The organism is Kordiimonas sp. UBA4487 (assembly GCF_002389025.1).
Lineage (GTDB): Bacteria > Pseudomonadota > Alphaproteobacteria > Sphingomonadales > Kordiimonadaceae > Kordiimonas > Kordiimonas lacus.
The window spans coordinates 21,843-43,990 of the sequence record NZ_DGNR01000012.1; the positions used below are offsets into that span (position 1 = coordinate 21,843).

Annotated in this window: 15 protein-coding genes; 5 read left to right on the forward strand and 10 right to left on the reverse strand. The window is 59.2% G+C overall.

Annotation, left to right across the window (positions count from 1 at the left end):
• Positions 1–2 precede the first annotated feature (2 nt).
• Positions 3–749 carry a Crp/Fnr family transcriptional regulator gene (locus tag B3Z17_RS09645; protein WP_286829607.1) on the reverse strand — a complete coding sequence of 249 codons (747 nt, stop codon included), beginning with the start codon at positions 747–749 and terminating at the stop codon, positions 3–5.
• Positions 750–868: 119 nt separating this feature from the next.
• On the reverse strand, positions 869–1,396 hold the full coding sequence (locus B3Z17_RS09650; RefSeq protein WP_068304586.1) for a hypothetical protein: 528 nt from the start codon (positions 1,394–1,396) through the stop codon (positions 869–871).
• Positions 1,397–1,674: 278 nt separating this feature from the next.
• Between B3Z17_RS09650 and B3Z17_RS09655 the strand changes: the two genes are divergently transcribed.
• Both B3Z17_RS09655 and glpK read left to right on the forward strand, forming a co-directional pair.
• Complete coding sequence (locus tag B3Z17_RS09655) at positions 1,675–3,690, forward strand: glycoside hydrolase family 97 protein (protein WP_286829608.1); 2,016 nt, start codon at positions 1,675–1,677, stop codon at positions 3,688–3,690.
• A gap of 106 nt (positions 3,691–3,796) precedes the next feature.
• Positions 3,797–5,281: a glycerol kinase GlpK gene (gene glpK / locus B3Z17_RS09660; protein ID WP_286829609.1), complete on the forward strand. Its 1,485-nt coding sequence runs from the start codon at positions 3,797–3,799 to the stop codon at positions 5,279–5,281.
• Here the strand turns inward: glpK and glpD are convergent.
• The 3 genes from glpD to B3Z17_RS09675 form a co-directional block, all read right to left on the reverse strand.
• The gene (gene glpD, locus B3Z17_RS09665; protein WP_286829610.1) at positions 5,278–6,807 is read right to left on the reverse strand and encodes a glycerol-3-phosphate dehydrogenase; all 1,530 of its coding nucleotides are present in this window, start codon (positions 6,805–6,807) and stop codon (positions 5,278–5,280) included. The two genes, glpK and glpD, sit on opposite strands and share 4 nt — an antisense overlap.
• Positions 6,804–7,262 (reverse strand): hypothetical protein, encoded by a 459-nt coding sequence (locus B3Z17_RS09670; protein ID WP_286829611.1) that lies wholly within the window; start codon positions 7,260–7,262, stop codon positions 6,804–6,806. The genes glpD and B3Z17_RS09670 overlap by 4 nt, the downstream gene beginning before the upstream one ends.
• A 226-nt stretch (positions 7,263–7,488) precedes the next feature.
• Positions 7,489–9,801, reverse strand: a complete 2,313-nt coding sequence (locus tag B3Z17_RS09675) for a S9 family peptidase (RefSeq protein ID WP_286829612.1) — start codon at positions 9,799–9,801, stop codon at positions 7,489–7,491.
• A gap of 266 nt (positions 9,802–10,067) precedes the next feature.
• Here B3Z17_RS09675 and B3Z17_RS09680 point away from each other — a divergent pair, with 266 nt between their 5' ends.
• Together B3Z17_RS09680 and glk are read left to right on the forward strand one after the other, a co-directional pair.
• Positions 10,068–12,953, forward strand: a complete 2,886-nt coding sequence (locus B3Z17_RS09680) for a TonB-dependent receptor plug domain-containing protein (RefSeq protein ID WP_286829613.1) — start codon at positions 10,068–10,070, stop codon at positions 12,951–12,953.
• Positions 12,954–13,212: 259 nt separating this feature from the next.
• Positions 13,213–14,175 (forward strand): glucokinase, encoded by a 963-nt coding sequence (glk, locus tag B3Z17_RS09685; RefSeq protein WP_286829614.1) that lies wholly within the window; start codon positions 13,213–13,215, stop codon positions 14,173–14,175.
• A gap of 9 nt (positions 14,176–14,184) precedes the next feature.
• Here glk and B3Z17_RS09690 read toward each other — a convergent pair whose 3' ends face one another.
• Complete coding sequence (locus B3Z17_RS09690; RefSeq protein ID WP_286829615.1) at positions 14,185–14,739, reverse strand: hypothetical protein; 555 nt, start codon at positions 14,737–14,739, stop codon at positions 14,185–14,187.
• A 611-nt stretch (positions 14,740–15,350) separates the two neighbouring features.
• Between B3Z17_RS09690 and B3Z17_RS09695 the strand changes: the two genes are divergently transcribed.
• Positions 15,351–16,994, forward strand: coding sequence for an alpha-glucosidase family protein (locus B3Z17_RS09695; RefSeq protein WP_286829616.1), 1,644 nt, complete (start codon positions 15,351–15,353; stop codon positions 16,992–16,994).
• A 9-nt stretch (positions 16,995–17,003) separates the two neighbouring features.
• Here the strand turns inward: B3Z17_RS09695 and B3Z17_RS09700 are convergent, their stop codons facing one another.
• The 4 genes from B3Z17_RS09700 to B3Z17_RS09715 all read right to left on the reverse strand — a co-directional run bounded on the left by B3Z17_RS09700 (position 17,004) and on the right by B3Z17_RS09715 (position 22,081).
• Complete coding sequence (locus B3Z17_RS09700; protein ID WP_286829617.1) at positions 17,004–18,851, reverse strand: SLC13 family permease; 1,848 nt, start codon at positions 18,849–18,851, stop codon at positions 17,004–17,006.
• Between the two features lie 208 nt (positions 18,852–19,059).
• Entirely contained in the window at positions 19,060–19,800 is a 741-nt protein-coding gene (locus tag B3Z17_RS09705) for a hypothetical protein (RefSeq protein WP_286829619.1), read from the reverse strand.
• On the reverse strand, positions 19,797–20,861 hold the full coding sequence (locus B3Z17_RS09710) for a GSCFA domain-containing protein (RefSeq protein ID WP_286829620.1): 1,065 nt from the start codon (positions 20,859–20,861) through the stop codon (positions 19,797–19,799). The genes B3Z17_RS09705 and B3Z17_RS09710 overlap by 4 nt, the downstream gene beginning before the upstream one ends.
• Before the next feature lie 101 nt (positions 20,862–20,962).
• A complete protein-coding gene (locus B3Z17_RS09715) occupies positions 20,963–22,081 on the reverse strand; it encodes a 2OG-Fe(II) oxygenase (RefSeq protein ID WP_286829621.1) in 1,119 nt (372 codons plus the stop codon).
• Between the last annotated feature and the right edge of the window lie 67 nt (positions 22,082–22,148).

Consider the following 22,148-nt stretch of genomic DNA (forward strand, 5'->3'; position numbering starts at 1 on the left):
TGTTAGCTGTGCAAATCCCTGCAGGGAAATTCGTTAGAGCATGCACTGCACACATACCCCGACAGTTCATCAAGGTCTGAAATCGTAACCACTGAGCCTTTGATTGCCAGTGTGGTTTCTGTACGGAGCTTGTTTAGCGCCCGCGAAAAAGTCTCTGATTTCATGCCAAGGCGTGCTGCAATCAATGACTTGTCATAAGGCAGTGTCAGCGTAAGTGGCATTGGGACGTCAGGGTCACACAGGCGCAAGAGGAAGCAGCCAATGCGCTGCGATGCGTTCTGCAGGGTCAGGCTTTCGATCTCACGCGACTGGCGTTTGCGGTGACGCGACAGGGACCCAAGCATGGCAAGCGCCGTCTTATGGTCGTCGGTGATGGCTTGCTTCAGAAGGCTGCTGGGCAGCCGGATGGCCGTCACAGGCTCCACGGCTGCAGCGCCAAAGCTGTGGATGCCGTCTTCAAGGATGGCCGAGTCGCCAATCAGGTGACCGTTCGAAACCATGTCGATCACGGCTTCATCACCGTCCATGGTTTCTGTAAACAGCTTCACCCAACCGGAAAGGATCAAATAGAACCATTCAGATTCGTCATCCTGCAGGAACAGGATGCTGCCTTTGCTCAGGGTCTGCATTTGTGCAGCCTGAATGAAAGTCGCGCGCAGTTCCGGTGCCATGCCCCGAAACAGGGGCTGACTTTCCAGATGTGCCGCAATCGGTGCTTCGTCCCGGTATGCAGTGGCGGTTTGAGCCATGATATCCTCTTTTATTCGTCTCGCACGTTCCAGATGCGAACGAAGACTATATCACTGAAAAACATACTTGCTATCAATGTGACACTTTGGCACGGGATGGTGGAATCAAGCAAGGGGCGCTATTCGTCGGCTTGATTTTCGATATGCGCCAGTAATTCCTCAGGTTTTACCGTGGTCGTTTCTTCGTTGGGGCTGAATTTAAGCACCACTGTGGGCAAAATGCTCAGCTCAAGCTCAATGCTGGAAAAGTGGAAGCGCTTGAATTTCAGCTTGCTTCGGGCAGCGCTGGCGCGAAACAGTGAGCTGAGAATCGTGTTGATCAACTTCTTGTCTCGGGTTTCCTCGAGGAGCGCGGCCTTTTCTTCTTCGCTGATCATCTCTCTCAGGTTCAGGTGCGGCACGATCTTGGGGTCCAGCCCCAGGCCAACTTCAATCTCAGTCACGTCATAGCCCGCGCGCTCAATATAGGGCAGCGCCTCGTTGAAATTTTGGGCGGTTTTCCCAAGCGTGTCGCCGCTGAAGTTCTTGAGGCCACTGAGGCTGGCGCTATAGGCTTCGCTCGCGCTTGTCGTCCAGCTGTGGCCCGGTTTGCGGCCCAGGAGCGCTTGGCGCATTTCTTCAAGCACTTCCGGCAGGCGTTTGGTCATGGTTCGTCCCTCACTGTTTTCGTTTTCCAGAGTATGCTGGCAGTGCGATCATGAGGCAAGGGCCGCTCTGCTCAGCCGTTATTGACAGCGCTGTCTTCTGGGTATAGGACTCGAGGTAGGCAGTCATGACAAAGTCAGGCTGACGCATAATAGTGCTTTCAAAATAAACAAAGACCCACGCCCCTGGGCAAAGCACACCAGTATTTTTTGGGAAGGTATACCGGATACCGCGGCCAGACAGCCGCGTCCGTTGCCGGTTAACAGTGAGGGGCATTTTCATGCATCGTAACCTATCAGCGCTCCTGATTCTCGTGTTTGGGCTGGCCTCTGCCGCCTGGGCAGGGACTGCAAGCGTTTCATCGCCGGACGGCAAGCTCACCGTGGTTCTGGAAGCAGGTGCGGACGGCGCCTTTTACCGGATCAACCGAGGTGGCAAGGCCGTGGTCGCGCCGTCGAAGCTTGGCTTCACTTTCCGTGGCCAGGCGCCGTTTTCTGAAGACCTTGCGGTCACGGACAGCAGCACCAGCAGCTTCGATGAGACCTGGGAGCAGCCGTGGGGCGAGCGTCAGTTTGTACGCAACCAGTATAACGAACTTCGGGCCACAGTCGCTGAAGCTGGCGGCGCGAAGCGCTCCGTAACCCTGGTGTTCCGGCTCTATGATGACGGCCTTGGTTTCCGTTATGAAGGCGATTTCGGCAAGGCAGAGATCATGGATGAGCTGACAGAAATTTCTGTCGCGGAGCCATCGACCGCCTGGTGGATCCCGTCGCGCGAGTTTAACCGGTATGAATATATCTACCGGGAAACACCGCTTGATGAAGTGACGATCGCCCACACGCCGATCACGTTCCGCACAGAATCCGGCCTCTATGTCAGCCTGCATGAAGCCGCGCTCCTGGATTACTCCGGCATGTCGCTGTTGCGCACAGGCGGCCAGACCTTCAAGGCCGATCTGTCGCCTTGGGCGGACGGCGCAAAGGTGAAGTTGGATGGTACGTTCAGGACGCCATGGCGGACGCTGCAGATCAGCGAAGCAGCCACCGGGCTACTGGATTCGAACCTGATCCTGAACCTGAATGAGCCGAATAAACTGGGTGACGTATCCTGGGTGGAGCCGGGCAAATATGTCGGCATCTGGTGGGGCATGCATCTGGCGGTAAACACCTGGGGGTCAGGTCCCAAGCATGGCGCTACCACTGAAGAGACCATGAAATATCTGGATTTCGCCTCAAAATATGGTTTCAAGGGCGTGCTGGTTGAAGGCTGGAACATCGGCTGGGACGGGGACTGGTTCAACAATTGGAACCTGATGAATTTCACCGAAGCCTACCCGGATTTCGATTTCCCGAAACTGTCGGCTTACGCCAAGGAGCGCGGCGTGCGCATCATTGGCCACCATGAAACATCGGGCGGCGTGACCAATTATGAAAACCAGATGGAAGCTGCGTTCGACCTTTATGAAGAAATGGGCGTGCGGCAGGTGAAAACCGGCTATGTGGCTGACGCAGGCGAGATCGCGCGCGAAGAGGATGGCAAGGTCTTCTTCGAGTGGCATGACGGCCAGTGGATGTCCCGTCACCATGAAAAGGTTCTGGTGGAAGCGGCCAAGCGCAAGATTTCCATCAACTCGCACGAACCCATCAAGGACACGGGCCTCCGCCGTACATACCCTAACTGGATTTCACGCGAAGGCGCACGCGGCATGGAATATAACGCCTGGGGCAGCCCCCCGAACCCACCATCGCACACGGCCACCATTCCGTTCACGCGGATGCTGTCTGGCCCAATGGATTTCACGCCGGGCATCTTTGATCTTCACTATGAGGAAGAGCAGCCGGACAATCGGGTTCAGACCACACTTGCCAAACAGCTGGCGCTCTATGTGGTGATCTACAGCCCGATCCAGATGGCGGCGGACCTGCCGGAAAACTATGAAGCGCGCATGGATGCATTCCAGTTTATCCGCGATGTGCCCACGGACTGGTCTGAAAGCAAGGCGCTGACGGGGGATGTCGGCAAGCACGCCACCTTCGCCCGCAAGGAACGCGGTGGGGACGACTGGTTCCTGGGTAGCGTGACCAATGAAGACGCCCGCACGCTTGAGATTTCGCTCGATTTCCTCGACGCGGGCCGCACCTATGAAGCGCAGATCTACCGCGACGGTGATGATGCGGATTGGGACACCAACCCCTATGCCATGGTGATCGAGAAGAAGCAGGTTACGGCGGCTGATAACATGAAGCTGCCGCTCGCGGCTGGTGGCGGCATCGCCATCCGCTTCAAAGCGCTTTAAGCCCAGCAGCATCATATTGATGCGAAAGCCGGCTTCTGCCACACTGCATTTCAGTGGAGGCAGGGGCCGGTTTTCTTTTGGCCCCTGAAGGAAATCAGGGGGAACTATGCCGGATTGCATTTTGGCCATGGACCAGGGCACGACCAGCAGTCGCGCCATCGTGTTTGACCTTAAGGGCGACATTGTTGCTGTCAGCCAGCAGGAGTTTCGCCAGATTTTCCCGGCGGACGGCTGGGTTGAACATGACGCGAATGAGATCTGGGACACGGGCCTCAAGACTGCGAAGGCCGCTTTTGAGGATGCGGAAGCCAAGGGCTTTACCGTCAAAGCCATTGGTATCACCAACCAGCGTGAGACGTCTGTCTTGTGGGAGCGGGACGGGGTAAAGCCTGTCCATAACGCCATTGTCTGGCAGGACCGGCGGACAGCAAACGTGTGCCGCAGTCTGAAGGATGCCGGGCATGAAGCGGAAATACAGGACAAGACAGGCCTGTTGCTGGACCCCTATTTCTCTGCCACCAAACTTGCCTGGCTGCTGGACAATGTCTCTGGCGCGCGGAAAGCCGCTGACGCTGGCACGCTGGCGTGGGGCACGATCGACAGTTTCCTGATCGCCAAGCTGACGGACGGCAAGCGCCATGTCACGGACGCCACCAATGCCAGCCGTACAAGCCTTTTCAACATCCGCACGCAGGAGTGGGACGACAGCCTGCTGAAGATATTTGGGGTACCCGAAAGCGTGCTGCCGGACGTGCTGGATAGCTGCGCGGACTTTGGCGAAACCATCCCAGACCTGTTCGGGCGCGCTATCCCGATCCTGGGTGTGGCTGGCGACCAGCAAGCCGCCACCGTGGGCCAGTGTTGTTTTGATGAAGGCGCCATCAAAAGCACCTACGGCACGGGCTGCTTCGTGCTGATGAACACTGGCAAAAGCTTTGTCCCGTCGAAAAACCGGCTGTTGACCACCGTTGCCTACCGAATCGGGGGCGAAACGACCTATGCTCTTGAAGGCTCCATCTTTATCGCGGGCGCTGCCATTCAGTGGCTCAGGGATGGTATCAAAATACTGGATCACGCGCGCGATAGCGAAGCACTGGCCAGACAGGCCGCGGATGATCATGGTGTCTATATGGTGCCCGCCTTCACAGGCCTCGGCGCGCCATACTGGGACCCGGACGTGCGCGCGGCCCTTTTCGGTATGACACGCGGCACAGGACGGGCGGAAGTTGTGCGCGCTACGCTTGAAAGCGTGTGTTTCCAGACCCACGACTTGTTTAGTGCCATGGCGGAAGACGGTATCAGCCCGACGGTGTTGCGGGTGGACGGCGGTATGGTCGCCAATGACTGGATGGCCCAGCGGCTCGCGGACCTGCTGGCGCTCCCGGTCGACCGGCCGAAGGTGATGGAAACAACAGCGCTCGGCGCGGCCTATCTGGCGGGGCTTCAGGCGGGTCTTTATTCAGGGTTCAACGACCTGACGGCTCAGTGGCAGTGCGAGCAGCGATTTGATCCTGATAGCGGGTTTGAAGGGCGAGGCAAGATGCTGGCCAAATGGCACAAGGCGGTAGCAGCCGCGCGGTCTTTCGCTTAGCGTTCGCGTACAGCCAGCCAGGCTGCCAGCGCTGCCTGTTCGGTCTGGTTCAGCCTGAGGCCAAGCTTGGACCGGCGCCACAGGATGTCATCCGCTGTATGGGCCCATTCCTCGCGCACCAGATAACTGACCTCGGCTTCATAGAGGCCTTCGCCGAAATGAATGCCCATGCCGTCAAGGCCCGCAATGCCTTCCAGCAGTTTTTCGATGCGGGTGCCATAGGCATTGCACATGCGGTCCACAATGCTACCATCCAGCCAGTTAAAGCGCGTGCGCATCTCCGCCTTGAAATGTTTGAGCGCCTTGGCAGGGGTGACATCTTCCGGCAGATTGCCGCCCGGTAGCGGGGTATAGCCTGTCCAGTCATCCAGGGAGATCGGCAGGTAGGGCGCAAGCTTTTCCATGGCTTCTTCCGCCAGGCAGCGGTACGTGGTGATTTTGCCCCCGAACACGGACAAGAGCGGCAGCGTATCCTCGCGCACATCCAGGTCCAGATGATAATCACGGGTGGTGGCAGACGGGTTCACCTGGCCGTCGTCATAGAGCGGCCGGATGCCGGCATATGACCAGACAACGTCTTCTGGCCGGATGGCTTTGTCAAAATATTTACCTGCGGCGGCGCATAGATAAGCCACTTCATCCTTGCTGGCACTGACCTTTGCCGGGTCGCCCGAAAACGGCACATCGGTGGTGCCGATCAGGGTATAGTGATCCTCGTATGGGATCGCGAAAATCACACGCTTGTCCGGGTTCTGGAAGGTGTAGCACTGCGGTCCGTCATAAAGCGCGGGCACCACGATATGGCTGCCCTTGACCAGCCGCGCGTGGCTGTGGGCATTCTCTGACATGATGCAGCTCAGTAGGGTTTTCTCAACCCATGGGCCGGCGGCATTCACCAGCGCATCTGCTTGAAATTCAATGATTTTTCCGTCAGGCGCTTCCACGCGGATACGCCAGTCCCGGTCTTCGCGCACAGCGTCCAGGAAGCGGTGGCGGTTGAGGATGGTGGCCCCCCGGCGTTTGGCGGCCAGGGCATTGGCAACCACGAGCCGGGCATCGTCGACCCAGCAATCGGAATACTCGAACCCCTTTTTGAAGTGGCCCTTGAGGGGCGCGCCTTTCGGGTCTTTCCTCAGGTTCAGGCTTTTGGTCTTCCGAAGCAGTTTTCGGCCGCCCAGATGGTCATAGAGAAACAGGCCGAGCCGCAGGATAAAGGCGGGCCGGAGGCCGCTGTGGTGTGGCAGGATGAACCTGAGTGGGCGCACGAGGTGCGGCGCCATGCGCCAGAGTGTCTCCCGTTCCTGCAGCGATTCCCGAACCAGCCGGAACTCATAATGCTCGAGATACCGAAGGCCGCCATGGATCAGTTTTGAGCTCGCGGAAGACGTTCCGGCGGCGAAATCTGTCTGTTCCACCAGCACGGTTTCAATGCCGCGGCCGGCTGCGTCGCGCGCAATGCCTGTGCCGTTGATACCGCCCCCGATTACGAACAGGTCGCAGCGGGTGGTCTCAATTTCTGTCATCATTGCCGGCACCGCCTTCCGCCATCCACGGGGATAACGGTGGACCAGCCATTGGGTTTGGTCAAGGACAGCACGCCCTGAAGGGGAGCACCCTCGTTGCTATTGCTTTGGCGGATAAGGAGTTTTGCCCTGAGCGTTGGGGCAACAAAAGTCTGGCTGCGCGGCAGGGTGGCCACCAGGTCGCTGGAGCTTTCCGTGCGCCGCAGGTTCACTTGCCGACCTTCAAGGATCATGGTGACGTCATTGTCTGTCTGGGCGAAAAACGGGGCTTCAGCTGGGGCGCCGTCTTCCGGGCGCGGGCGCAAGACCAATGCACATTGACCGGGCCATACAGACAGATGGTGCGCACTCAGGCTGCCGGTGGTCAGCACCTGCGCCTTGGGCGCCTGCAAGGGCTTGGCACCATAAGCGCCGCACCCGCCAAGCAGGAATATCAGAATGGCTGATACAACGCGCACCGAAACTGTCTCCCCTTTGGTGGCCGGAAGTTGTGATGCCACCTCAATCTGATTTAGGGCAACATGAGCAAAGGCGAAGCCCAAGATCAAGCCTCTTGCGGCCAAAGGGCACATTTTGTCGCACGGTCGTGCCCTTATGGCACAAAAGGGCACACCCATAGGGCCCAAAAGTGCCCCACCAACCGGACCGTGGCCGATGGGGCGAACTGAAGGCATGATCCGTCGGTTAGAAGGTCGGGCCGGAGACTTCCAGTTTGTAATTCTCAGGCGGTATCGCCCCCATCAGGTGGCGGGTGAAAAAGTCCCACCGGCGTCGCTGGAAATAGGGCACGTCATCCAGGAAGTGGCCAGCGCCGGGTACGATCAGCAGGTCGAAATCCTTATTGGCTTCAATCAGCGCACCCACCAGCTGCATGGTGGCGATCGGGTTGACGTTATCGTCCATCTCCCCGTGCGCCAGCATCAGCTTGCCCTGAAGCCGTTCCAGCCCAAACAGGTTCGAGTTGGCATCATAATGCGCGCCGCCTTCAGCCCCCATCCATTGTTCGTTCCACACGGCCTTGTCCAGCCGGTGGTCATGATTGCCGCTGGCGGCGACAGCTACCTTGTAAAACTCCGGGTGCTCGATCAGCGCCCGCATGGCGTCATAGCCGCCGGCGGAGAAGCCGTAGATACCAACCCGGTCCAGATCCAGATAGCCGAAGCGGCTCTGCAGCTGTTTCATGGCCGCGATATGGTCATCGAAGCCTGCGGGCCCCAGATTGTTCTGTGCGGCCTTGAGGAAGGCGTGGCTGCGCTTGTTGGTGCCGCGGCCATCTACCTGGATCACGACAAACCCCAGCTGTGCCATCGAAATGGCGGTGTTGCGGGTGGCCCGGTCGAAGGATTTCTTCGCCATCACATAGTGCGGACCGCGGTAGACATTGTCGATCACCGGATAGGATTTAGAAGGGTCAAACCCGGCCGGGCGGTAGATGACACCATAGATGTCTGTCCTGCCGTCGGCTGCCTTGGCCTTGAACGGCTCGGGCAGGGGAATGCCAGCGGCTTCAAAGCCGCTCACATCCGCTTCCTCCAGCGTCATCAAAATCTCGCCCGAAGCCCCGTCCCGGAGAACGGTTTTCGTTGGCAGGTCGGCGCGGCTCATGTTGTCGACAATATACTGGCCGTCCGGCGAAACGCTGGCGTCGTGATCGGCGGGCTCTGGCGTCAAAAGGGTGAGGTCAGACCCGTCCCTGTTCACCTGGTACAGGTGCCTGAGGTAAGGATCGCGATCCTTCTCCCGCCCGGCGGCGAAAATATGCAGCGGCTCGCCCCCTTCACCCGCCCGCGCGATATAGCGGAATCGCCAGTCGCCTGACGTGACCGGGTTGGTTTTGCCAGTTGCCGGGTCATAGCGCACCAGGTGGGCCCAACCGCCCCGGTTTGACATCCAGAAATGTTCGCCGGTCTCAACTACCGGGTCCCACTGGTGGGCGTAATAATCGACAAAATCGTCGGCAGTCTCGTCAATCAGCACACGGTGCTTGGCGGTGGCCCCGTCCAGCTCGATCAGCTTCAGGCTTTTATAGCCGCGCGCTGGCACCCGGATGTAGGCGCTTTGGCTGTCGTCCATCCAGCCCAGCCACGGGCCGCCATAATAAAGCTCGGGGAAGGCTGGCAGGTCCGATTTCACGAGGGTCCCGTCTGCCACGGTGCCCACATAAAGCGTGGCCATGGGCACGCTTTCATCCAGCGACAGCGGGTAGGGATAGGTGACCGCACGTGGGCGGGTGGCGCGCTCAGGCGTGCTTTCCACCAGCGTCAGGGTGCCGGTGGTGCGGCAGTCGATCCGGTAGGTGACAAAGCGGCTGCTGTCCGGCGCCCAATAGACATCGGCTGCCACATCGCCTTCAGGCGGATCCAGAAGCTCAGACGGCGTCGGCATCGGCTCGCCGTAGCCATTGCAGGCCGCGCCGTCTGATGTCAGCGGTTGGTCAGCGCTGGTCTCCAGGTTCCTGAGCACCAGATTATGATCCAGGCGCAGTACGCGGTATTTGCCGTCAGCCGATGTGCCAGGCTCGGGCGTGTCGTCTTCAAGTTCGGTCAGGGTGCCGGTCTCGCGGTTCAGGCTGAAGCGTTTGCCCTGCCAACTGAACTCAAGGCTCCGGCCATCGCTGGCCAGCTTGCTGATGGCAATCCCGATATCTGTTGCCGTCACCGGCTCGCCGCTGTGCGCGCCCAGCTTGGCGGCCAAGGCCGTATGGTCAAACAGCGGTGCCTGCAACCTGAAGGCCGGGTCCACCAGAATGAATTCATGGCCATCTGCCGTGTCGCGCTTGTACCAGAACAGGTTGCCGTTCTCGGCCCAGTGCACGTCGATGCGGGCGTTCTTCACCAGCTTGGCCATATTCTGGGGCAGGGCATCGCGTGCGCGGTCATAGTCCGCCGCCGTCAGCTGGCGCGGGGCGGTGGGTGCGTCAGGGGTGTCGATAGCGGCGGCGGCGATCAAAAGGCCGGCGCTTGCGGCCAGCACGAGGCCGCGGAATAGGGGTTTCAAGGGGGCACTCATAGGGGGCTGCCTTCCGGTTGTCGGGCCGTGGATCGGCCCTGTTGTTTCCTCCTGCGCGGCATCGGCTGCATGCGCTTGGCGCAAAATTTTTCTAACTTTCGGTGCCGCAGTCTTGACCATAATAAAATAAAATATATTGTATACAATCTATTTTTGATTCTCTGCGCTGGCTTGGGAGGGCCGTGAGGATCAGGGGCGCGGGTGCTGCGGTGGTGCCTGCGCCGAAGGGGATACACCGCTTTTGGAGGAAACAAATGACTTCGCAAAAATTTGCGACGAAGGCAGTCGTGCGCCCAAGCATTACACGACTTCTTTCATCAACGGCGCTTGCCGCCACGCTGATGGCCGCGCCATCATTCGCCCAGGACGCAGATCAGAATACCGCACAGGACGCGGACGAAGAGCTGCAGCTTGAAGAGATCTCGATCACCGGTTCCCGCATCAAGCGTACCGGCATCTCAACGCCCACGCCCACCACGATTCTGAATTCGGAAAACATTGAGCTGACCGGTGCGCGCAACGTGATCGACGTGATCAACGAACTGCCGCAACTGGGCCTCAGCTTTTCGAACGAAAGCACCAGCTTCAGCTTCGGCAACGCCGGCCTGAACTTCGGGGACCTGAGGAACCTTGGCGCCAAGCGGACGCTTTCGCTGGTGGATGGCCGCCGTTCTGTGGGTGTGCCAGACGACGAGAACTTCCTGTCGTTTGACGTGACCACCCTGCCGCCGGAACTGATTGAGCGGATCGAGGTGATCACCGGTGGCGCCTCTGCCGTTTATGGCGCGGACGCAGTTTCCGGCGTGATCAACTATATCCTCAAGGACGACTATGAAGGCGTCACGGTCACCGCGCAGGCCGGCACGTCGGATGAAGGCGACAGCGAGAATTATTCGACGTCTATCACTGCAGGCGGCAACTTCGATGGCGGCAAGGGTAATGCGGTAGTTTCGTTCGAATATAGTGATTCGAACGGGCTGTTTTACCGCGACCGCGATCAGGCCATCAGCGGCCTCTTCTTCGTGGGCAACCCTGAAGACACCGGCGAAGGTGACGGCATTCCGTCCCAGGTGGCGCTGGATGGTCACCGCTATATCAACTTCGGTGTGCCGAACGCCACCATCTGGGGCCCGGACTGGAGCATCTACAGCTTCAATGAGGACGGCACCCCCTTCCAGGCTGTGCCGGTGGACCAGATCGTGGACTGGTACGCCACCCGCAGCGACTTTGGCGGCATCCCGGGCTATACCGACCGCGCGCGTATCCCTGTGAACCGCTACAATGGCTTCGCCAAGCTGCGCTATGACCTTTCAGACAATGTGCGGCTCAAGTTGCAGACCCGCTATTCCCGCACTGAAGCCAACGATACCATCGGCCCCGCTTTCGCGATCAACGCCGGGATCGACACGGTCTCTGCCGACAACCCGTTCGTGACAGACGAGCTGCGTGCGCTTCTGGGTGGGGCGGAAAGCTTTACCTTCTCGCGTCAGTTCAACGAGTTCGGCCCGCGCCAGAGCGACATCGAGCGAGAATTCTTTGCCATCACTGGCGGTGTCGAAGGCACCTTTGCAGAAGGCTGGAGTTGGGATGTCTTCTACCAGTGGGGCGGCACCACCACCACAAACACCAACAGGAACGACCGGCTGGATGCCAGGTACGAGCAGGCGCTGGATGCGATCATCGATCCAGACAGCGGCGAAGTGGTTTGCCGGGACCAGTCAAACGGCTGTGCGCCCCTCAATCCGTTCGGGCCTGAAGGTACGGTCAGCCAGGCGGCGGTGGACTTTGTCACCACTGACCACACAACTCTGACGCGGAACGAACAGCAGCTGCTGTCTGCGTCTGTCACGGGGCCGATCTTCGACCTGCCAGCAGGCGAAGTGCAGGTGGCCCTGGGCGCTGAATACCGCAAGGATATGCTTGATTTCAAACCCAGCTGGGTCTGGCAGGAAGCAGCGGGCTTTTTCGCCAGCCAGTTCTCGCCGGTGAAGGCCAGCAACTCGGTGAAGGAAGCCTTCGCGGAAGTTCTGGTGCCAGTGGTCAAGGACGTGCCGTTCGCCAAGGAAATCAATCTGGAGGCTGCGATCCGTCTGGCAGACTATGAATATGCCGGGTCGAACACCAGCTGGAAGCTGGGCGGTGACTGGCAGGTGATTGACGATATCCGCTTCCGGGCCGTTTATGCCCGTGCGGTGCGCGCGCCTGCGCTGGGTGAGCTGTTTAACCCCGGCAGCCGTGGTGCGTCGAGCCTGAGCGACCCGTGTGACGCCCTCAATGTGAACGAGAATGCCAACCGGGCAGCCAACTGCGCGGCCCTCGGCATTCCTGATGACTTTATCGCCCAGACCCGGTCGGTGACCACCCTTGTCTTCTCCACCGGTAACGAAAACCTGGATGTTGAAAAAGCCGACACGCTGACACTCGGCGTCGTGCTGACGCCGCGCTTTGTGCCGGGCCTGACCGTCACAGCCGACTATTTCGATATCGACCTCAAGGGCGGCATCACCCGCTTTGGCGCGCAGAATACGCTCGACAACTGCGTGGATCTGCCGTCGCTCGACAACGGCTTCTGTGATGCGGTCAGCCGCGGGGCGGACGGCAACATCCAGGAAGTACTGGACACCTTCATCAACGCCTCGGGCTTCCGGACCAAAGGCGTGGATTTCGAGGTGAACTACGGCTTCAATCTGGATGATACCGTCGGCGTGCCGGGGGATCTGTCGTTCAAGGTGCTGGGCTCCTACCTCGACAGCTATACCTTCCTGCAGGTGGCAGACGCAGATGACGCGGTTGCGGACCAGCAGGCGGGTGAAACCTGGAACCCGAACTGGCGTGTCAATCTAGATACCACCTACCGGAACGGTGCTCTGACAGTGAACTGGCAGACGCGTTTCACCGACAGCATGCGCAACAGCAACACGGCTGACGCTGAATTCTACAGCATCTCCAAAGTGCCAGCCCAGTGGCGCCATGACCTGCAGGTGAACTACCAGTGGAATGACCGCGTAGGCCTCTATGCCGGTGTTGACAATGTGTTCGACAAGATGCCGCCGCTGCACCCGTGGTCCTACCGGGGTAACGGCTTCTACAGTCTTGTTGGCCGGTATGTGTATGCCGGTGTGAGAATCCGTCTGCAATAATCGACCCTAAGCGAACTTCCCGCAGACGACAAAGGCCGCCCCATTTCCTTCCGGGGCGGCCTTTTCCTTTGTATCCCGCCATCTTGCGCTTTCCTTTCGAAAGGCAGGCCAACTGCGATTGACAGCGCTGTCTTTTATGGCTACTAGTGAGGTCTGGTTTTGATTTTTGCGCGCCCTGCTGGTTGGAAGCATGCGGTGGCGGGCATGGGTTTCTGCGGTTGATGGCTTCGGCCTTGGCCGCGCCCGAAAGGGAAGGGGTATGACAGAGATTACAACATGTATTGTTGCCGACATCGGCGGCACCAATGGCCGTTTCGGCGTTGCAACCTTCAGTGACGGCCGGGCCAGGCCGGAAATAGATCATGTGATCGTCTTCCCCTGCCGCGAATATGGCAGCCTCGGCCAGATGCTTGGGGCCTATATTGAAAAGCTGGGTGCCACTGTCCCGCGTGTTGCCAAGCTGGCGATCGCCGGCCCGACCACGGAAAAGAAGGGGCGCCTGACCAATTTGGGCTGGGATGTGGACGCAGACCAGATCGCCCAGACCCATGGGTTGGAGCTGGTTAAATTCGTCAATGATTTTGGTGCGCTTGCCCGTGCCTGCCCGTTTCTTGAAGAAGGCGTGGATTATGTCACGCTCAAGAACGGCGCGGTGGATAAGGCGGCGCCGATTTCCGTTATGGGGCCGGGCACCGGCTTTGGTGTGTCGCTTCTGGTGCCGAACGGCAAGGGCTATCACACGGTATCCACCGAGGGCGGTTTCATGGCCTTCGCGCCAGGTTCACGGCTGGAGCATGACCTGACCGAACATCTGCGCGCAGAGCTTGGTTATGTTTCGGTGGAAAGCTTCCTGTGCGGCGAAGGTATCGCCCGCATCTACCGCTTCCTGGTGGATTACGGCGGAGGCGGTGACCGGGACCTGAGCCCGGCACAGATCACCAAGCTGGCGGCTGAGGGCGGCGCGCCGGCCTGTACGCGCGCTGTGCAACTGTTCCTGTCGATCGTTGGGGCCACGGCGGGTGATATTGCGCTGGTGCACGGCGCCAAGGGCGGTATTTTCATGGGCGGTGGTATCCTGCCGAAAATCGCTGACATGGTGGGGCCAAGTGACCTGTTGCGGCGCTTCGTTGCCAAGGGCGCGCAGTCAGCTTACGTGGAAACCATTCCGGTGCATCTGATCACCGCCAAATATGCGGCGCTTGTCGGCGCGGCGGTGGCCTAGGTCCAAAATCTACCTGGTGGAGCGGAAGAAGGAATAGAGCAGGGTGGGGCGGCGTGCCCCGCCATTGGCGCCATCTGTGGGCGTCTCAAGAACCGGCAGGTCCAACACCCGCAACGGCAGGAACTCCCGCCCCTCGAACGGCACCAGGCCGATGCACTCCCCAAAGGTGCCGCCATCCGCGATGCGGGCGAAATAGCTGGCATAATGCGGGAACAGCGTATTCGGCAGGTCCGCAAAGCTGCCGCCGGCCTTGATCAGATTGCCAAAAATGGCTTCAGCCGTGGTGCCCACCAATCGGAAGCGGATGTTGCCGTCCTCCCTCAGGTCGGAGATGATCATGCGGTCGTGCCATCCGCCGAAGTCCCGGAAGGAAATATCACTTTTGAGCGGCAGGTAGCCATCGCTGCGTTGCCACAGCCGGGTAACTTTGGCAAAGGGTTTCAGGAAGGGGTCGTCTTCAGCACCATCCAGCCGCTGCAGGGGGAATGTGTTGGCGGTAAAGCCAACCGATGTTCTGTCCTTTATGCCGTCGTCCATCGCGCTGCCTGATGTTGAAGGGTTCATGCAAACACAACTCTAGGAAAAACACCCTATCATATTACGCGCATCAGGCGAGGGGTGGATCAAAAAAAGCACCCCGGTCAGCCGATGCTGCCGGGGTGAAGATGTGCTCTCTGCAGGTGCGGCGCGGGGTGGGAGGAACCCTGCCCGGGCCGATGGCCCGCAAAGAGGCCCCTAAACTGATGGAAGCCGGGCCTGACAAAATCGGGGCGAGGGCTTCCGAGGAAACAAGAAATCGCGGCGGAACCAGGGGCGCCTTGGGAGGGGGAGGAAGGCACGTGGAAGGTGCCAGGCGGCAGCCCCTGATTCCATCTTTTTTTGCAAAATAAAGCAAAAAATGAAAATAGCAACAAAAATTGCAAAGGTCTTTGCAGTTGTGCGGTTTCGGAGCAGGTGCGGGAAAATAACACCTGGCCGGGGTGTTTTTCGATAAACCATTGATTTAATGCGGTATATAAAGATTCTCATACCAATAGCCTCTGGCCTCCCTTTGATTTTTTTGTGAAAAAATTTGGAAATAGATTGCAAAAACATGCAAATATATGTTTATGTCAATCTCAAGCGAGATGGAAGAGTTCGCCCCCAGGGTAGGGAAGTAACGGGAAGTATGGGCAATGGCTTTGGCGCAGCATAATAAAAGCGATAATAATGTGGTTGGGCAGGCGCAGGCGGACACCGATTGGTGGCGCGGTGCGGTGATCTATCAGGTGTATCCGCGCAGCTTCAAAGACGCGAGCGGCGACGGCGTTGGTGACCTGAAGGGCATCACCGGCAAGCTGGACCATATCGCTTCCCTTGGCGTGGACGGCATCTGGCTGTCACCCTTCTTCACCTCCCCCATGAAAGACTTCGGCTATGACGTGGCAGACTTCTGCGACGTTGACCCCATCTTTGGCACGCTTGCGGATTTCGACGCGCTTCTGGCGCGCGCCCATGCGCTGGGCCTCAAGGTGATCATCGACCAGGTCTATAGCCACACGTCCGACCAGCACCCCTGGTTCAAGGAAAGCCGCAAGGGCAGGGCGGGCGACAAGGCCGATTGGTATGTCTGGGCCGACGCCAAGGAGGACGGCAGCGCACCGTCCAACTGGATGTCTGTTTTCATGGGGTCAAGCTGGGCGTGGGACGCCCACCGGGGTCAATATTATCTGCATAACTTCCTGGAGAGCCAACCGGACCTGAATGTCCATAACCCGGCGGTGCAGGACGCGCTTCTGGAAGCCGGCCGTTTCTGGCTCGACCGCGGTGTCGATGGCTTCCGTATGGATGCGGTCAATTTCATGATGCATGACCCTGAGTTTCGGGATAACCCGCCGGCGTATGAGTATCGCGGCGACAAGCCGTTTGACCTGCAGGAACATCTCTATAATCAAAGCCATGCCGACATCCCGAAATTCCTGGCCCGCGTCCGCGCGATGATGAACGAGTATCCCGGCACCTTTACGGTGGCCGAGGTGGGCGGCGAACGCGCACTTGAGGAAATGCAGTTGTTCACCCGCGGCGATCAGGGCCTCAATACAGCCTACAGTTTCGAATTTTTGGAAGCCGACACGCTGTCGGCCCGCGTGATCCGCGAGGCGGTCGAGGCCTGGCCGGACACGCCCGGCATGGGCTGGCCGTCTTTCACTTTCTCAAACCACGACCGGCCGCGCGCCGTGTCGCGCTGGGCGCTGGATACGCAAACCGAGGACAATCCGGCTTTCGCCAAGATGCTGAACATGCTGATCCTCAGCCTGCGCGGCAGCGTGTGCCTCTATCAGGGTGAAGAGCTGGGCCTGCCGCAGGCGCATGTGCCGTTCGAACGCCTGACCGACCCCGAAGCCATCGCCAACTGGCCATCAACGCTGGGCCGCGACGGCACCCGCACCCCTATGCCATGGGACGCGGCAGACGAACATGCCGGTTTCTCCAGCCATGATCCCTGGCTGCCGGTTGACCCGCGCCATGCCGCGCGCGCGGTGAGTGTGCAGGAAGGCGATGAGGCGTCTGTCTTGAATGCGCTTCGGGCATTCCTGGCGTTCCGCAAAACCCAGCCGGCGCTGGTCAAGGGCTCAATCCGGTTCCTGGATGCGCCCGAACCCGTACTGGCGTTTGAGCGCACCCATGAGAGCGAAACGCTGACATGTGTGTTCAACCTGTCTGCAGTGCCGCAAGATTGGTCTGGTGATACATACGGCGTGTCGCTCTTTTCCCTTGAGGGCGCGGAGCCAGGAAAACCCCTGCCGCCCCATGGGGCCTATTGCCTGCGCCAAGGGTAGGGCTCGTTCCTAAAGGCCGTAGTAAAGCGGCACAACCAGCGAAAAGACCACCCACAGCAGTATGATCAGGGGAATCCCCAACCGCATATAGTCCGTGAACCGGTAGCCGCCGGGCGCCATCACCAACAGGTTGGTCTGGTAGCTTACAGGTGTCGCGAACGAACAGTTGGCGGCAAAGATCACTGTAACAATGAAGGGCAGCGTGGGCAGCCCTAATGTCAGCGCCATATCCACCGCAATGGGCGTGAAAAGGATGGCCGTGGTATTGTTGCTGAGGATGTTGGAGACAGCTGCGATCAGCAGGAACAGGGCAGACAGGATGATGGCTGGGGACGCATCGGCAAGGGCCGTGAGCAAACCGTGAGCCAGATAGGCAGCGCCGCCCGACGCCGCGAGCGCTGTCCCCATGGCAAGCGCCGCCCCCACCAGCAAAAAGACCTGACGGTTGATGGCCCGGCTGGCTTCCTGGATGGTCAGGCAGCGGCAGGCGATCATCAGAAGCGCCCCGGTTAGCGCGGCGATAACCAGCGGCAGCAAACCGCTGGCAGCCACGATGACGGTGGCCAGAAAGATGGTGCGGGCGGCCCACCGTTTGCGCAGGTCCGGCACGGCGCGGCCTGACCATTCCAGAAGAATGACGTCACGGCTGGACCGCAGGCTCCGCATCTCGGCGACCGAGCCGTATACCAGCAAGACATCGCCGGCCTGCAGCCTTATGTCGCCCAACCCTGTGCGCAGCATTCGGGTGCGGCGTTGGATGCCGACGATAATGCCCCCTATCAGCGCGGGATCGATACGCTGCTTGAGCGGGCGACCGTCAAGGACCGATGCAGGCGGCAGCAGCACCTCGAACAGGTGGCCGCCCGACGGCTGTGGGGCGCCAACGTCCTGGTTCCGGCTGGTGTGCGGATTGTCAGGTATAAACGACATGGGATCATCAGATACAAGGCCATGCAGGTCTTCCAGTGTGGCGGCAAGGGTTACCCGGTCCCCCGGCTGCAGTGTCAGGTCATCGAAGGGCGGCAGGATGGTGGTGCTGTCCCGGTGTATCAGGCGCACTGTCATGCCGGGGAAGCAGGGGAACATGCCAGCAGTTGCGGCGGTGCCGAGCCATGGGCTTTGTGGTCCAATGGTCAGTTCGGCGATGAAATGCCTGCCGTGTTTGTTTGGGTTTGAGGCGCCCTGTCTGTCGGCGCGTGGTTTCAAGAGGAAAGGCCCGACAATCCAGAGATAGGCGAGGCCAGTGGCGGCCAATAGAATGCCGGGCGCTGTAAAGTCGAAGAAACCAATCGTCTCGCCGGTTATGGATTGGTAGGCACCAGCAGTCAGGAGATTTGTGCTTGTGCCGATCAGTGTGGTCATGCCGCCCAGGATCGCTGCGAAGCTCAGTGGCATCAGGACACGGCCCGGGCTCTGCCGTAGTTTTTCAGACAGCACAATCATGATTGGCAGGAACATCACCACAACCGGCGTGTCGTTGAGGAAGGCACTGATCGTCATAACCAGCAGCAGGCAGACAAAGATCAACAGCTTCGGTCTGTGCCGTCCGCGCCTGAGCAGATACGCTGTCGGGCCGGCAAAGGCGGCGGTTCGGCTCATTCCCTGTCCAATAACCATCAGGGCGAGAATGGTAATGAGTGCCGGGTGCGCAAGGCCCGACAAAAGCTGGCCGGTGGTAACAAGGGGCAGGCCATCAGAACCCCGCAGCGGTGCAAACTGAAACAGCAGCATCAGGCCTGCCAGCACGCCAAGCGAGATCACTTCTACGCTGAACCGCTCGGTCGCATAGAGAAGGATTGCGCAGGCGATAACCAGAAAGGTCGCCCACATATGAAACGACGCTACAGCAAGGTCCATTCGGGTCTCCGGTAGCAGCTTCAGGCTCAGGGCCGCATGCAATTATATCTGGAAACGGGCTGGACGGTTACCAAAATCGGGGACCTGGCATGATGGGGTGTTCGAGGTCCATGCCTGATCACAGCCAGCGCAAAGGCCATTCAGAAAACCTGAATGGCCTATGGGAACTTTGCAGTTGTTTTGGTGCCTGCACTTGTCGGGCGAAGGCTCAGGCAGTCAGTTTGGGTTGCAGCCTGCCGGCGTGGTTGGTTTCAAGATACGCCTGTATTTTATCCAGCATCATATGACCGTAGGCTGTATTGGCGTGACGGATATCGCCTTCGATTTCGGTTTCGAGGTCCTGCCGCAGGAAGCCATCTTCCGCGCGCACACCGTCTGGCGGCATGATCACATCCACATCCAAGGCGTTTAGAAAGCTTGTCATCACATGATGGTAGCGGCTTTCCATATGCAGGATGACATCCTTGCTGACGTTGCGTTGCAGGATGGGCAGGTGGCGCTGCAGGGGCGGCGAGGCCATGACAAAGAATGGAATGTCCAAACTCTTCACGGCTTCAAAGAAGGCGCGTTGGCCTTTGGTGTCGTCTCTGATGATAGCGTCCGTCACGGCATCTGAAAGCGGCATCTTGTCTGTGCCTTCGCTGAAGTTCGCAGGTGCAAAACGCCGCCAGTTGATATTTTGGCAAACCCGGAAGGGAAACAGGCCGAGCGAAATCCCGAACAGGAACTGGTCCCCTCGGCGCATGGTGTTTTTGCCCGTCAGCCGAAGCAGGGCTTGTCTGCTGCGCCTCAGGCTGAAGCTGATGTGATTGTCATGGCGGGTGAAAAAGTCATGCACCAGCTGGCCACCCGGGCCCAAGCCGGCGATGCGGATGCTATCCATCGCAGGGCGCTCCGCTGCCGCGCGGATCAGGCAGCTGGTATGCGAATCGCCGATAAGAATGATCATAAAAGGGCCTCCGCAGCCAGCAGTTCTTCCTCGCACACGAGGTCATCGTCCGATGCCGCAGGGGAGGCGGCTTCCGGGGCTTTTTCTGTCGGGGGGCTGTGCTGGGCAAAGAAATGTTCCATCACAAAATCAACGCCCCTTGGCGTCACCGTGCGCAAATTTCCGTCAAAGAACATGGCCCGAACCGGGTGACTGGAAACAATCTCATAGGACGGAAAATAGTCGGTTCCCGCGTCTTCTGCCGTCAGTTCGCCGGCTGCGGCGCGCAAGACAGCCTTTGAATAGCTGCTGGCGACAAGAACATGGTTGCCGGATGCCGTGGCGGTCAGCGGAACAGGCGATACCGTCAACAGGAAGCGAATGCCGGGATTGATTGCCCTGACCCGTTCGCGGAACCGTCGGAAAGACGCGACGACCTCAGAAGTGGTGAAGTTGCGAAACTCGTACTTTGCGGGGTCGAAACTTCCGGCTGCAGTCCCGGGGCAGATAGGATAGACGCTGCCGTCCTCTTTGTTAACCCAGGCTTCCGTCAGGCCGAGGGTGAAGATGAAGACGTCCGTTTTGTTGAACAGGCGCTTTACGGCACCGAAGTGCGCTCGTTGCATGATCCTGAATTCTTTTTCAGATGCAAAGCCGTCGGGCTCGATCGTTGGCCGGAACGGGTCGTAATAGCGGCCATCTTTTTCCCAGACATCTTCTGATGGCGTGAAGCGGCCCGTTGCTCGCTCAAGCAATTGTTCCAGTTGCTGGACAGTATATATGTTGCCGTAGCGGGCAGAATAGAGGTGATACCCGTAGGTCCGGGCTGTTTCTTTCGACAGGAAGCCGGGCGCTGGTTCAAAGTCCCGATAGTTGAACCCGCTTTTTGCCATATGGCGGCCGATATGCTGGGCGAAGCAGCTGCCTGCTGAGGCAACAGCCATGTCAGGGCCTATTGCAAATTTCTTTGTATACAGGCGTTGGAACGCTAGCGGATTATGCGCAGCGACGCCGGACCGCCAATAGGCTTCCTCCGGCAAGTTCTGATATGGATGCTGGACACCATTATCTGATGCAGACATGTAACTTCCTCAATAGCAAGATGTCTGGTTGAAAAACACTTTGTTAAGCAACCAGAGGTGTTCTAACGACTATAATTGGGGGAGTCCAGTGTCGCTATGGTTTACGGTCCCGGCGGGTCGCCAACCACCAGCATCTCGCTGTCGATCTTGTCGCGATTCTGTACCCGTATCTTGGCGGCTTCATCGTCATAGAGGAACGGCAGCGTGGCGAACCGTTCGCCTTTGGTGACCGGTGTGGCTTCATGAAGGAGCGAGCAGGAAAACACCACGGCACCACCGGTTGGCGGCTTGTAGGTGCGCGTGCCGAATTCGGGAAAGCACAGTTCGCCGCCGTCATGGCCTTCTGCATTCAGATTGATGCTCACCGCAAAGCGGCGGTGGGCCGTGCCACTGGTGGTGTTGTCCCTGTGGCGTTTGAAAAAGCCTTTCTCTTCGGCGCCGTAGCGCGCAACGATGTAGCGTTCGATCCGTGTGGCATTGAACTGGAAGGCCTTCATGACTTCCGGCTTCAGCCGGTGCGCGATGGCGTTGTTCAGCATATTGCGGATCTTGGCGTCATTGATATGCATGTCGCTGCGGCGTTTGAAGGTCGTATCCATGATAGGGACGGTGCGCCCGCCAAGTTCCCGCATGAAGCCTGATGGATTCGGTGCGCCTTGCCTGTAGAGGTCGATCAGATGTTCACAAAACCCAGGGGTCAGCACGCGGGGCACCATCAGTACCGGGGCCCACGGGCTCTGTCCTTCCACGGCATGATCTTCCGCCCGTGGCAGGGACCGGGTCGCGCTGAGCAGTTTGTCTGTCTCCTGCAGGCTTCCTTTGCGGTAAACCCGCATCATGGGGTCAATAAGATACCAGCCGCCTGAATACCGCAGGCCTTCGTCGGACCGTTCGGCCACGCCATAGGAGATGGCGATCTGGCCATCAGGATCGTGGAACACGCGGGCTGGGGAAAATACCCGCCCAACGCTTTCGTCCTGCTGGTCGCGCTCTTCCAGGCTCACGGCAAAGGCTACGAATTGTTGGCCGTTCTGTGGCAGGCCAGCGGCGGCGAGCGCATCAATGAAGGTGCGGGCCGCCGGGCACCGTCCGTCGCCCAGGAAAGCCAGAAGAATGAAGCGCCCACCCAGGCTGGCAAAGTTGAAGCGTGGGTTGGCTTGCGTGGCGGCATGAAACCAAGGCACAGGCCGACCCCATTCGATCAAGGATGTATTCCCCATAATCACTGTCTCTCAAACGGCGCACAGCTGGCGCCAAAATCTGCCATATGGCAGCCCCCATGCGGCA